The 12,793-nt window shown below is 71.0% G+C and carries 10 protein-coding genes; 6 read left to right on the forward strand and 4 right to left on the reverse strand.

Translation table 11 applies throughout. The features are described 5' to 3' along the window. Positions 1 to 10: 10 nt before the first annotated feature. Positions 11 to 622 (forward strand): nucleoside deaminase, encoded by a 612-nt coding sequence (locus tag QF027_RS41625; protein WP_307080610.1) that lies wholly within the window; start codon positions 11 to 13, stop codon positions 620 to 622. After that, a complete protein-coding gene (locus tag QF027_RS41630) occupies positions 619 to 1,590 on the forward strand; it encodes a sugar phosphate isomerase/epimerase family protein (RefSeq protein ID WP_307080611.1) in 972 nt (323 codons plus the stop codon). The genes QF027_RS41625 and QF027_RS41630 overlap by 4 nt, the downstream gene beginning before the upstream one ends. On the opposite strand, the gene QF027_RS41635 is transcribed toward QF027_RS41630, so the two are convergent. Next, positions 1,537 to 2,835 (reverse strand): MFS transporter, encoded by a 1,299-nt coding sequence (locus tag QF027_RS41635; RefSeq protein ID WP_307082680.1) that lies wholly within the window; start codon positions 2,833 to 2,835, stop codon positions 1,537 to 1,539. The two genes, QF027_RS41630 and QF027_RS41635, sit on opposite strands and share 54 nt — an antisense overlap. A 156-nt stretch (positions 2,836 to 2,991) precedes the next feature. On the opposite strand from QF027_RS41635, the gene QF027_RS41640 reads away from it, so the two are divergent. Then, complete coding sequence (locus QF027_RS41640; protein ID WP_307080612.1) at positions 2,992 to 5,046, forward strand: phosphocholine-specific phospholipase C; 2,055 nt, start codon at positions 2,992 to 2,994, stop codon at positions 5,044 to 5,046. Positions 5,047 to 5,109: 63 nt separating this feature from the next. Continuing rightward, the gene (locus QF027_RS41645) at positions 5,110 to 5,973 is read left to right on the forward strand and encodes a phospholipid scramblase-related protein (protein WP_306973880.1); all 864 of its coding nucleotides are present in this window, start codon (positions 5,110 to 5,112) and stop codon (positions 5,971 to 5,973) included. 24 nt (positions 5,974 to 5,997) lie between these two features. Here QF027_RS41645 and QF027_RS41650 read toward each other — a convergent pair whose 3' ends face one another. Further along, on the reverse strand, positions 5,998 to 6,945 hold the full coding sequence (locus tag QF027_RS41650; RefSeq protein WP_307080613.1) for a hypothetical protein: 948 nt from the start codon (positions 6,943 to 6,945) through the stop codon (positions 5,998 to 6,000). Beyond that, a complete protein-coding gene (locus tag QF027_RS41655; protein WP_307080614.1) occupies positions 6,942 to 7,784 on the reverse strand; it encodes a phosphatase PAP2 family protein in 843 nt (280 codons plus the stop codon). Before QF027_RS41655 ends, QF027_RS41650 begins: the two co-directional genes overlap by 4 nt. 232 nt (positions 7,785 to 8,016) lie before the next feature. Between QF027_RS41655 and QF027_RS41660 the strand changes: the two genes are divergently transcribed. Next, entirely contained in the window at positions 8,017 to 8,631 is a 615-nt protein-coding gene (locus tag QF027_RS41660) for a TetR/AcrR family transcriptional regulator (RefSeq protein ID WP_306973873.1), read from the forward strand. A 150-nt stretch (positions 8,632 to 8,781) separates the two neighbouring features. Here QF027_RS41660 and QF027_RS41665 read toward each other — a convergent pair whose 3' ends face one another. Beyond that, positions 8,782 to 9,792: a DUF2510 domain-containing protein gene (locus QF027_RS41665; RefSeq protein WP_307080615.1), complete on the reverse strand. Its 1,011-nt coding sequence runs from the start codon at positions 9,790 to 9,792 to the stop codon at positions 8,782 to 8,784. Positions 9,793 to 10,089: 297 nt separating this feature from the next. Here QF027_RS41665 and QF027_RS41670 point away from each other — a divergent pair, with 297 nt between their 5' ends. Further along, complete coding sequence (locus QF027_RS41670; protein WP_307080616.1) at positions 10,090 to 12,771, forward strand: ATP-binding protein; 2,682 nt, start codon at positions 10,090 to 10,092, stop codon at positions 12,769 to 12,771. Positions 12,772 to 12,793 lie beyond the last annotated feature (22 nt).

Raw genomic sequence — 12,793 nt, forward strand, 5'->3', positions numbered from 1 at the left:
GAACCGAACCGTGATCGACATCGCCAGGGAATACCACGTGGCCCTGCCCGCCTGGATCGACGACGAACTCGCCGACGTGCCCGCCACCGTCCCCTCCCGCGAGGACCGGATGCGTCTCGTGCACCGCCTCGCCGACCGCAACTGGCGCGAGGGCAACGGCGGTCCGTTCGCCGCACTCGTCGCCGAGCGCGCGTCCGGCCGGATCGTCTCCGTCGGCGTCAACGTCGTCCTGTCCAGTGGAGTCTCCAGCGCGCACGCCGAGGTCGTCGCGCTAGGCCTCGCCCAGATGGCCACCGGCAGCTGGGACCTCGGCGGGGACGGCCTGCCGTCTCACGAGCTGGTCGTCAACTGGCGTCCCTGCGTGCAGTGTTACGGGGCCACGATGTGGTCCGGGGTACGCGGCCTGGTGGTCGCGGGTCAGGGCCCGGAACTGGAGGAGATCACCACCTTCGACGAGGGCCCGGTCGGCTCCGACTGGGCCGAGCAGTTCGAGACACGTGGCATCGAGGTCGTGGGAGACGTCCTGAGGGACGAGGCGCTCGCGGTGTTCCGCAACTACCGCAAGGCCGTTGACGAGTCCGACGAGGTCGTCGTCTACAACGCGCGCGGGGGAACCGAATGAGCCCTCGTTTCGCGACCGACGTCATCACCTTCTACCACCCCGGATTCTGGGGCCTCGACTCCGCCGACGCGGTCCGCGACTGGGCTGCGGATCACCCGGACCGCTTCTGGCAGCGGGTGCTGGACACGCTCGCCGAGACCGAGGTCACCGGCCTCGAGCTGACGTTCGCGCCCGGCGACATCGACGCGGCCCTGCGCGCCTACGGCAGCGCAGAGGCGTTCCGCCGGGAACTGGCCGACAGGGGCCTGGCCGTCGTCAGCGCCTTCGTCGCCGACAGCGACGCCCCCGACTGGCGGCACGGCGACAACCTCCCCGCGATCGTCGCCGACGCCGAGCGCCGCGCCGCGTTCCTCGCCGAGGTGGGCGCCGACGTCCTCGTCGCCGGACTGCCGATGAGGACGACGTACGGCACCCGCCCGCCCTTCTTTGTCGACGCCGCCTACATGACCCGCATGGCCGACATCGCCCACGCGGTGGGCGAGGCGGTGTCCCGGTACGGGGTGCGGCTCGCCTTCCACACCGAGTCCCACAGCACCCTCTGGTACGAGCGGGACATCGACCTGTTCATGGCCCTGACCGACCCGCGCTATGTCTGGCTGTGCCCCGACTCCTGCCACATCGCCCTGGGCGGCGGCGACCCCGTCGCGGTGGCCCGGCGCCACACTCCGCGCACAGCCCTGGCCCACTGGAAGGACGCGGTCGCCCCGATCGACGTCCACCTCACGATCGACGACACGGTGTACTCCCGGCAGCAGCCCTACATGACGGAGCTGGGCACGGGGATCGTCGACTGGGAGGGCTGGGCGGACGCGATGTCCGCAACGCCCGGCGCGGGTACGGTCCTGATCGAACTGGACGAGGCCGCCGATCCGGTGGCCGCGCTGAGGTCGGGAACGGCGGTGGCGAAGCGGGCGCTAGCGGCGCAGTTCTCCGTGGGCGGTCTCCGGGAGCCGCAGATAGACCAGTGACGAGCCGAGGCAGAGGGCGGCCACGTACCACGGAAACACTCCCGCGTGCCCCAACTCCTTGAACAGCGTGCCCACATACGGTGCCGTCCCCCCGAACACCGCGACCGTCAACGAGTAGGGGAACCCGATCCCGGCCGCCCGCACCCGCGCCGGGAACACCTCCGCGTTCACCGCCGCGCTGATCGACGTGAACCCGGTCAGCAACACCATCCCCGCGCACTGCACGAGCAGCAGCACCACGAAGGAGTCCCGCAGCGCGTGCAGCAGCGGCACGCTCAGCAGCGCGAAGCCCAGCCCGAAGAACAGCAGCAACGGCCGGCGCCCGAAGCGGTCCGACAGCAAACCGCCGAGCGGCTGAAGCACCCCGAAGAAGGCGAGCGAGATCGTCCCTGCGAGCAACGCGTCCGACTTGTCGACACCGGCATTCAGCTCGGCGTACGTCGGCAGATACGACGTCCACGTGTAGTACGCGATCGTGCCGCCCATCGTGATCCCGCAGATCAGCAGGGACTCGCGCGGATGGCGTCGCAACCCCTCAAGGAGCCCGGGACGCGGCGCCCGCCGCTGCTCCTCGCTGCGCGTCTCCCGCGCGCCTTGCCGGATCCAGAACCCGACCAGGGACAGCACGGCCCCGAGGACGAACGGGACGCGCCACCCCCAGCTGTCCATCCGCCCCTCGTTCAGCGTGGCCACCAGCAGTGTGGCTGTCCCGGACGCGAGAAGCTGCCCGGCCGTCGTCGAGACGTACTGGAAGCTGGAGAACAGCCCGCGTCGGCCGGGCCGCGCCGACTCGACCAGGAAGGTCGTCGAGGCCGCGAACTCCCCGCCCACGGACAGACCTTGGAGCAGCCGCGCGAGCACCAGCACGACGGGGGAGAGGACGCCGACCGCCGCGTACGTCGGTGTCAGTCCGACCAGGAGACTGCTGCCGCCCATCAGCAGAATGGTGACCGTCAGCGCCGAGCGCCGCCCGTGCCGGTCCGCGATCGCCCCCATCAGCAGTCCGCCGACCGGCCGCATGAAGAACCCCACGGCGAACACCGCGAACGTCGACAGCAGCGGCACCAGCGAGTTGTCCGCGCCCTTGGGGAAGACTGCGCCGGCGATGTAGGTGGCCAGAAACGTGTAGGCGTACCAGTCGTACCACTCCACGGCATTGCCCACGGAGGCGGCGAGAAGCTGCCGTACGGGTCGTTCTGTGGGCGGCGCGTCCGGAAGTGGCGTCTCTGTCATGATCGCGACCATCCCCCGATCGAGGTCCGGCACACCTCCCGTACCCATGACTTTCACATCAGCGCCACCGGACCCTTCCCTGACGTTTGTTGCACTTGGAACACTCGCTGCGCGCACCTTCCGTCTCGTTCCGGTCATCGGTGCGCAGGATGGAAAGGTCCCTCACCCATGTCCGATGTCAACCGGCGCAGATTCCTGCAACTCGCGGGTGCCACCACGGCCTTCACCGCCCTGTCGAGCAGCATCCAGCGCGCCGCCGCGCTTCCGGCCCACCACCGCACGGGGACGATCGAGGACGTCGAGCACGTCGTCGTCCTGATGCAGGAGAACCGGTCCTTCGACCACTACTTCGGCTCGCTCAGGGGTGTTCGCGGTTTCGGCGACCCGCGCCCGGTGACCCTGCAGAACGGCAAGTCCGTCTGGCATCAGGAGGACGCGAAGGGCAAGGACATCCTGCCGTTCCGCCCCGACGCCGACGACCTGGGCCTGCAGTTCATCCAGGACCTCCCGCACGGCTGGAACGACGGACATGCCGCCTTCAACGGTGGCAAGTACGACAAATGGGTCCCGAACAAGAGCTCCACGACCATGGCGTACCTGACCCGCGAGGACATCCCGTTCCACTACGCCCTCGCCGACTCGTTCACCGTCTGCGACGCCTACCACTGCTCGTTCATCGGCTCGACCGACCCGAACCGCTACTACCTGTGGACGGGCTACACGGGTAACGACGGCCAGGGCGGCGGCCCCGTCCTCGGCAACGACGAGGTCGGCTACGGCTGGACGACCTACCCCGAGCGCCTGGAGAAGGCCGGCGTCTCCTGGAAGATCTACCAGGACGTCGGCGACGGCCTCGACGCGAACGGCTCCTGGGGCTGGATCCCGGACGCCTACCGGGGCAACTACGGCGACAACTCGCTGCTCTACTTCAACCAGTACCGGAACGCCAAGCCCGGCGACCCGCTGTACGACAAGGCCCGCACCGGCACGGACTACACCAAGGGCGAGGGCTACTTCGACCAGCTCAAGGCCGACGTGAAGGCCGGAAAGCTGCCCCAGGTCTCCTGGATCGTCGCCCCCGAGGCCTTCACCGAGCACCCCAACTGGCCCGCGAACTACGGCGCCTGGTACATCGCCCAGGTCCTGGACGCGCTCACCTCCGACCCGAAGGTATGGGCGAAGACCGCCCTGTTCATCACCTACGACGAGAACGACGGCTTCTTCGACCACGTGGTCCCCGCCTTCCCGCCAGGCTCCGCGGCCCAGGGCAAGTCCACGGTCGACCCCTCTCTCGACCTGTTCAAGGGCGACAGCAGCCACCCGGCCGGCCCCTACGGCCTCGGCCAGCGCGTGCCCATGCTCGTCGTCTCGCCCTGGAGCAAGGGCGGTTACGTCTGCTCCGAGACGCTCGACCACACCTCGATCATCCGGTTCCTGGAGAGCCGCTTCGGCGTCCACGAGCCCAACATCTCGCCCTGGCGGCGCGCGGTCTGCGGCGACCTCACCTCCGCCTTCGACTTCTCCCGCAAGGACACCAGGCCGGTCGCCCTCCCGGACACCGACGGCTACGAGCCGCCGGACCGCGAGCGCCACCCCGACTACGTGCCCGCCCCGCCCGCCGTCGGAGCCCTGCCGAAGCAGGAGCGCGGCCTGCGCCCCGCCCGCCCGCTGAAGTACGCCCCGCACGTGGACGGTTCGGTGGACGCAGCGAACGGCAGGTTCACGCTGACCTTCGCCTCCGGCGCCGAGGTGGGCGCCGCGTTCCTGGTGACCTCCGGCAACCGCACCGACGGGCCCTGGAGCTACACCACCGAGGCCGGCAAGACCGTCTCGGACACCTGGAACTCGGCGTACTCGAAGGGGTCGTACGACCTGACCGTGCACGGCCCGGCCGGTTTCCTGCGCGTCTTCAAGGGGCCGAACGGGACCGCCGGACCCGAGGCCACCGCCCGATACGACGGTGACGACGTCGAGCTGACGTTCACCAACAAGGGCTCCGGCACGGTCCGTCTGAAGGTCGTGAGCGGCTACGGCGACCCGGCGAGGACCTTCACCGTGCGGGCAGGTGCCACCGCCCGGCACACCTTCCGCCTCGCCAGGAGCCGTCGCTGGTACGACCTGACGGTCACCTCCGACGCCGATCCGGCGTTCCTCAGGCGATTCGCCGGACATGTCGAGAACGGGCGTACCGGAGTGAGTGATCCGGCCGTAATCACCAGGTAAAGCCGCCGCAGGAGCGGTCGTTCACCTGGCCGGATCGCCGTGGTCCCGGGGTAGTGTGCCCCGGTGACCACGCATTCGAACACACCTGCAGGCTGGTATCCCGATCCGCACGGAGCGTCCCAGACGCTCCGTTACTGGGACGGGGCGCAGTGGACCCAGCACACCCACCAGGACCAGCAGGCGGCGGGGCAGGCCCAGGCTCAGGCCGTGCAGGCCCCGCCGGTCCAGCAGGTGCCGCAGATGCCTCAGCAGTCGGCCGGTCCCGACCCGCGCGTGCAGCGTCAGGTGCAGCAGCAGGCCGGGGTCACCGGGGGCGGCCCCGGCGGCGGCACGCTGTTCTCCGAGCCGGTGCTCGTGGTCAACCAGAAGGCCAAGCTGATCGAGTTGACCAACGAGTACAAGGTCATGGATCAGAACGGCAACCAGGTCGGCTCCGTCACCCAGGTCGGGCAGAGTGCCTTCCGGAAGATCGTGCGGTTCCTCTGGAGCATCGACCAGTTCATGAAGATCAGGCTGGAGATCCGCGACGCCCACGGGCAGCCGGTCATGCTGCTGACCCGGCCGGGGAAGATCTTCAAGTCGCGGGTGATCGTGGAGCGTCCGGACGGTTCGCCGGTCGGCGAGATCGTCCAGCAGAACATGATCGGGAAGATCAACTTCGCGATGATGGTGAACGGGCAGCAGGTCGGCGCGATCAAGGCGGAGAACTGGCGGGCCTGGAACTTCGCGATCGTCGACCACACCGGGAACGAGGTGGCCCGGATCACGAAGACGTGGGAGGGGCTCGCCAAGACGATGTTCACGACCGCGGACAACTACGTGCTGCAGATCCACTACCAGCTGCCCGAGCCGCTGCTGAGCCTTGTCCTCGCCACCGCGCTGACCGTCGACACGGCGCTGAAGCAGGACGCCCGCGGGTTCGGCTGAGCGTCCCCGCGGCGCTGAGCGTCCCTACAGCGGTGTGAGGTGTCCAGGCTCCGACTGCCGGGGCACACGCTTCTCCCGCAGCGCCGGTTCCACGGACGCCGTCGACGGTTCCAGTGCCAGTACCGCCGCCACCGGGTGGTCGTCGTCCGCCGGCACCGGGGACATCCGGGTCAGCAGCACCACACCCCATGCCGCCAGGCCGGCTCCCGCCAGTGCGAGCAGCACACCCGCCGCGCCGCCCCGCAGGCTCTCGCCCAGCAGGGACAGTCCGATCACCGCGGCGGCAACCGGGTTGGCCAGGGTCACCACCGCCAGCGGGGCGCCCAGGCCGTCACGGTAGGCCGTCTGCGAGAGCAGGAGTCCGCCCGCGGCGAAGGCTGCGACAAGCAGGGCCACGCCGATCACCTGGACGCTGAGAAGTGACTCGGAACGGTCCGTCGCGGCCACCGTCACGGTCTGGGTGAGCGCGGAGGCCACCCCCGAGGCGACCCCGGACGCCGACGCGTGCCGTATACCGGGCCGGGCGCCGGGGCGGGCCAGCAGACCGATCAGGGCCGCCGTCACCGCCGCCACCGCCACCGCCTCGGACGTGCTCAGCACCTTCCCGGGCGCGGACCCCGACGCCACCACGAGGATCGCGGCGAGGCCGGCCAGCGTGTACGCGGTGCCGCGCCACTCCGTCGCGCTGACCCGGCGTCCCGCGATCCGCGCGCCCAGCGGCACCGCGGCGACCAGAGTGAGGGCGCCGAGCGGCTGGACCACGGTCAGGGGGCCGTACTTGAGGGCGACGACGTGCAGCAGGGCGGCCGCCGCGTTGAGCGCGACCGATCCCCACCAGGCGCCCGAGCTCAGCATCCGCAGCACACCCGAGCCGGGGTTGCGGGAGGCGAGGCGCTCCTGGGCGACGGCGGCGGCCGCGTAGGCGACGGAGGAGAGCAGGGAGAGGGCGAGGGCGAGCAGGGTGCCGTTCATCGGCCCGCTCCGACCAGGACGTTCTCCTTGGGTTCGGCCGGGGCGGGTTTCTTCTGCGCCCGGCCCGCAGTGGTGGCCGTCCGGTGCGGCGAGCGAAGCGAGATGGGGGTCCCCCCGGACGAAGTCCGGGGGCGAATGATCGCGAGGGCGGCGCCGAGCAGAGCCGTCGCCACGACCGCGTCCATCCAGTAATGGTTCGCCGTACCGACGATCACCAGCAGGGTCACCAGCGGGTGCAGCAGCCACAGCCAGCGTCCGCGCGAGCGGGTGGCCACGATCAGGCCGATCGCCACCATCAGGGCCCAGCCGAAGTGCAGCGAGGGCATCGCCGCGAACTGGTTGGAGAGGGTGTCGGTCTGCGGCGGGCCGTACACGGAGGGGCCGTAGATCTTCGCGGTGTCGACCAGGCCGGCCGCCGCGAGCATCCGCGGCGGGGCCAGCGGGAAGACGAGGTGCAGCACCAGGGCGGCGCCGGTGAGCAGGGCGAGGATGCGGCGGGCCCAGACGTAGTGGGCGGGGCGCCTGAGGTACAGCCAGACCAGGAAGGCGACCGTGGCCGGGAAGTGGACGGTCGCGTAGTAGGTGTTCGCGACGTGCGCGAAGGTGTCGCCGTGCAGCAGCAGCGACTGCACCGAGCCCTCTGCGGGCAGATCCAGGACGCGTTCCCAGTGCCACACGCGGCCGGCGTTGCGGTAGGCCTCGGTGGTGTGGCCCGTGACCAGTTGCCGGCCGAACTTGTAGACGAGGAAGAGTCCTGCGACGAGCAGGAACTCACGGACGAGCGGCGGCCGCGCTATGGCGCTCGGCTTCGCTTCTGCAGGCTCGGTGCGGGCATTCATCCCCCGGCCCCTTCGCTGATGGTGGTGCGATTACTGAAACCTGAACAAGTTGGTGACTCGTCCGGATTCCGAAACTCATCGATACGACATCGTACCGATACGCCAGTGTACCGATACGACCGGGTACCGGTACACTGGCGTATCGATAGACATAGGACACACTGGAATCCGGGAATGAAACGCGGCGGCCTCGAAGCAGGCCGGCCGCCGAGGCGAATGAGGGGATGAGCTGATGACGTCGCAGGCCGCGGACGGACCGGAGACGGTCGCCGCCTCGCGCCGCTCCAAGATCACGCCCGAGCGTGAGCGGGAGTTCTTCGACGCTGTGCTCGAACAGATCCGTGAATGCGGATATGAGGCCGTGACCATGGAGGGCGTCGCCAGCAGCACCCGCTGCAGCAAGTCCACCCTCTACCGGCAGTGGAAGACCAAGCCCCAGTTCGTGGTGGCCGCCCTGCGCTCCCGCCGCACGTCGAAGTTCGACGGGATCGACACCGGATCGCTCGCCGACGATCTGCGCGAGGCCGCCCGGGCCGCGGGCCGGTGGTCGATGCACGACACCAAGCTCCTCCAGGCGCTCGGCCACGCCGTCACGCAGGACGCGGAGCTCGCGCAGGCCCTGCGTGAGGCGCTGGTCGATCCGGAGATCGCCGCGCTCAGGCACATTCTCCAGCGTGGGGTCGAGCGGGGTGAGATCGCCACCGGTCACCCGGCGCTGGAGTACGTCCCGGCCCAGATGTTCGGAGTCATCCGGGCCCGGCCCGTCATCGACGGGGAGTACGCCGACCCGGACTACCTGGTCCGCTTCGTGGAGGCGGCCGTACTGCCGGCACTCGGACTGACCTGAGACCCAGGCCGCCGTCCACCGGACGACTGGACGGTGACCTGCTCGCGCCGCACCGTGGGGACGGGGGCGGCGCGCACCCCCCGGCCGGGTGGGGTTCCTCTCGAGCGGAGAGGCGCCCCACCCGGCCGACCGGTGTCCGGGGACCGGCCGTCAGACGTCCTGGCCGCTGCCGCCGCCCGTCGACACCTTGATCCCCTTGGTGATGTCGTCGATCACGGTCTGGCCCTCTTCGACGTCGACACCGAACCGCACCACGACGATCTGCTGCGGGTTCGCCGGGGACGGGAAGGCCAGGGACTCGACATAGCCGTCGGAGCCCTTGCTGGTGACCGCCTTCCAGCGGACCCTGTAGCCCTTCTGCCCGGCCACGGTCACCGCCTCGGAGGCGAGGACGTCGTGCGAGGTGATCGAGCCGTAGGTCTTGCCGCCGTAGGACTGCTCGGCGTTCGCCTCGATGTCGGCCTTGGCGATCTGCTCGGCCGTGCTGCCCTTGGTGCCCAGCGCCAGGGCGGGCGCCGAGTAGGCACCGCCCTTCGTGCACTTCTCGGAGGTGTCGCCGGGGCAGGCGTACGAGTCGTTCGAGGTGACGGACGCGCCGGCCGAGATCTCCTGGCCGTACCAGTCGTCCGGGATGGGCAGGCTGATCCCGTCGATCGAGTCGGTCACCGAACCGCTCTCGATCTTCGGCGCCTCGGACTCCTGCGGGGAGGGCGACGCGCCCCCGGACCCCCCGCTGCCGCCGGAACCGCCGGACCCTCCGTTGCCGCCGAACGGTCCGCCCTGGCCCCCGGTGCCGCCGGGTCCGCCCTGACCCCCCGGCGCCTGCGAGTTGGCGGTGCCGCCGTTGCCGTTGCCGTTGTCGGCCAGCGCGTACACGCCCACGCCAATGCTCGCCAGGACCACGACGGCCACCGCCACGGCTATGCCCATGCGGCCGCGCCGCGACCCGGCGGGCGGCTGAGCGGGATACGGCGGATAGGCCGAGTACTGTCCGGGGTCCCCGGGGCTCGCGACCTGTTCCGGGGGACCCCATGCGGCGGCCGATCCGGCGGGCCGGGTCCGCTCCGTCCACGCCTTGCCGTCCCACCAGCGCTCGGTGGCGGGACCGTCACTTGTCTGCCCGGGATCGGGGTACCACCCGGGGGGAGTCTCCTGCGTCATGCCCCCACCGTATGAGCCCTCGGTGAAAGAGGGATGAGAGGGGCGCCGGCCGATTCCGCCGACTTCGACCGACGGGCCGGCCCGAACCCCCCGGGCGGCGCCCTCCACGCGTCTCCCGGTCGACGACTGACTGATGGTCAGCTTTGTCGACGGCAGGTCGCGGGGCGGGCGCGTCGCCTTCCCGTACCGGACGTCACCCGTGAAGGCAAGAGCTGCCCTGACCGCCCTGCGCTTCCGCACCCGGACGGCTACGCTCGAGATCTGTACGTCGTTCGGGCGACTTGGGGAGGTAGCGGGATGACGGAGGTACGGCCGGTTGCGGCCGCCCCGGCCTCGCTGTGGGAGCGCGACGAGGAACTCGCCGCCGTTGTACGGGCCATCGAAGCGCTGGGTGCCGATGACTCCTCCTCCGGGAGCCTGCTGATGATCACCGGCGAGGCCGGCTTCGGAAAGACCGCCCTGCTCGCCGAAACCCGCCGCCTCGCCGAAGAACGCGGCTGCACGGTCTGGTCGGCCCGCGGCGGCGAGACCCTCAGGTCCGTCCCCTTCAACGTCGTACGACAGCTGCTGCAGCCCGCCCTCATGTCGCTGATGCCTCAGGAGGCCCGCGAATACCTCGGCGACTGGTACGGCATCGCGGGCCCCGCCCTCGGCCTCACCGACCCCGGTGAGCGACAGGCCGACCCGCAGGGCGTCACCGACGGCCTGGTCACCCTGGTGCGTCGGCTTTCCCGGCGCGACTGGCCGCTCGTCCTGATGATCGACGACGCCCACTGGGCCGACCAGGAGACCCTGCGCTGGCTCGCCGCGTTCGCCGAGCGCCTGGACGACCTGTCCGTCCTGGTCGTGGTGGCCCGCCGCCCCGGCGAGATGACCGGCGAGAGCGCCCGGCTGCTCGACGCGGTCGCCGCCACGGGCCTCCCAGCCACCAGCCTGAGCGCCCTGACCCCGGACGCCACCGCCGGACTCACCCGCGCCACCCTGGGTGAGCACGCCGACGCCGCGTTCTGCCGCGAGGTCTGGGCCGTCACCGCGGGCAACCCCTACGAGGCCGTCGAACTCCTCGCCAAGGTGCGGGACAGCGAACTGGAGCCGACCGAGCGCGCGGCCGGTGAACTACGCGCCCTGAACCGCTCGGCCCGCGGCGGCGGCCTCGTCGCCCGCCTGGAGGAACTCGGCATCGACGCCACCCGGTTCGCCTGGGCGGCCGCCATCCTCGGCACCGGCATCTCCGTCGACCTGGTGGCCAAGCTCGCCACCCTCGGCCGCGACGACGCCGTGCGCTGCGCCGAACTGCTGTGCAGGGCCCGCATCCTCACCGCACCCGACCCGGCGAACAGCCCCGCGGACGAGGGCGACCTGGAATTCGTCCACCCGCTCATCGCCACCGCCGTGTACGACTCCATCCCGGCCGCCCTGCGCACCGCGATGCACGGCATAGCCGCCCAGATGGTCACCGACCTGGGCTGGGGCGCCGCGGCCGCCTCCCGCCATCTCCTCCAGGTCCACCCGGACGACGACGAGGAACTCGTCCAGAAGCTGCGCGAGGCCGCCCGCGAGCACCTCGTCGTCGGCGCCCCCGACGCGGCCCGCCGCTGCCTCGAGCGCGCCCTGCTGGAACCGCCCTCGCCCGACGTCCACGCGCGCCTGCTCTACGAACTCGGCTGCGCCAGTCTGCTGACCATGCCCGACAGGACCATCGGCCACATGCGAGCCGCGCTCGGCATGCCCGGCCTCGACGCCGACGACCGAGTGGACGCGGTCGTCCGCCTCTCCCAGGCGCTGGTCCACAACGACCAGCTGGAGGAGGCCGTCCGCATGGTGCAGGCTGAGGCGGCCCGGCTCGAACCCGGTCCCGCCCAGATGCGGTTGGAGGCGGTGCACATCATGTGGGACGGCATCCACGCCGGTGATGCCGCCACACCCGGCCGGTCCGAGCGCCTGGCCGAACTCGCCCGGACCTGCACCGGACGGGACAACTCCGAACGTGCGCTGCTCATCCTGCGCGGTTTCGACGCCCTGATGCGCGGAGAGGGCGCCCAGGAGGTCATCGAGCTGTGCGATCGCGCCCTCGTCAACGGCCGCCTGGCTCCCGGGCTCGGCTGGACCGGCACCGAGTGGGGCATCGAACTGCTCCTGATGCTGGCCAACGCGTACGCGTACACCGACTGCCTCGACCGCGCCGAAAGCCTCTACAACGAGGCCGTGCGCAGCTATGTGAGCGCCGGTTGGAGCGGCGGACACCTCGCCCTGGCACACGCCTACGTCGGTGTCGGGCACCGCAGGCGCGGCCGCCTCGCGGACGCGGAGCAGTCCCTGCGCGAGGCGCTGTCCATCGCCGAACGCGTCGGCCGCGGACTTCCCCTGTACTGGACCGCTACCTGCAATCTCATCGACACGCTGCTCGCCCGCGGCCACACCGACGAGGCCTGGGACGTCGCCGAACGATACGGCTTCACCCCGCCCTATCCGTCCACGATAGTGCTGCCGGACCCACGGGCCGTGCGCGGCCGCCTCCTGCTCGCCGTCGGCCGCACCAAGGACGGCATCAACGAACTGGAGGCCGCGGAGAAGGCGGCCGCCGTCCGCGGGCACCACAATCCCGTGCTCGTCCCCTGGGCCTTCGACCTCGTCCGCGCCCTCGCCACGGAGGACCCGAGCCGCGCCGCCCGGCTCGCCACCGACGTCCGCCGGCACGCCGAACGTCTCGGCACCGACACGGCCATCGGCGAGGCCCTGCGCTGCGCAGCCGCCCTGGAGACCGGCCAGCGCGCGGTTCGGCTGGCCGCGCAGGCGGTGGCTCATCTCGAGGCCTCGCCTTGTCAGTACGAGCACGCGGCGGCTCGGGTGGAGTACGGGATCGCGGCGCGGTCCGTGGTGGAGCTCAATCGGGGCCTGGCGCTGGCGCGTTCGTGCGGGGCGGACGGGTTGGTGGCGCAGGCCCGGGAGGTGTTGGAGACGGTGGGTGGGGTGCCGTGACCATGTGACGTGTTCGACGGGG

Origin of the sequence: Streptomyces canus (assembly GCF_030816965.1) — a bacterium.
Lineage (GTDB): Bacteria > Actinomycetota > Actinomycetes > Streptomycetales > Streptomycetaceae > Streptomyces > Streptomyces canus_E.

Excerpts from the sequence above, each read along its gene's own strand:
- QF027_RS41630 (WP_307080611.1), top strand. The coding sequence starts at position 619 with ATGAGCCCTCGTTTCGCGACCGACGTCATCACCTTCTACCACCCCGGA.
- QF027_RS41635 (WP_307082680.1), bottom strand. The coding sequence starts at position 2,835 with ATGGTCGCGATCATGACAGAGACGCCACTTCCGGACGCGCCGCCCACA.
- QF027_RS41640 (WP_307080612.1), top strand. The coding sequence starts at position 2,992 with ATGTCCGATGTCAACCGGCGCAGATTCCTGCAACTCGCGGGTGCCACC.
- QF027_RS41650 (WP_307080613.1), bottom strand. The coding sequence starts at position 6,945 with ATGAACGGCACCCTGCTCGCCCTCGCCCTCTCCCTGCTCTCCTCCGTC.
- QF027_RS41655 (WP_307080614.1), bottom strand. The coding sequence starts at position 7,784 with ATGAATGCCCGCACCGAGCCTGCAGAAGCGAAGCCGAGCGCCATAGCG.
- QF027_RS41660 (WP_306973873.1), top strand. The coding sequence starts at position 8,017 with ATGACGTCGCAGGCCGCGGACGGACCGGAGACGGTCGCCGCCTCGCGC.
- QF027_RS41665 (WP_307080615.1), bottom strand. The coding sequence starts at position 9,792 with ATGACGCAGGAGACTCCCCCCGGGTGGTACCCCGATCCCGGGCAGACA.
- QF027_RS41670 (WP_307080616.1), top strand. The coding sequence starts at position 10,090 with ATGACGGAGGTACGGCCGGTTGCGGCCGCCCCGGCCTCGCTGTGGGAG.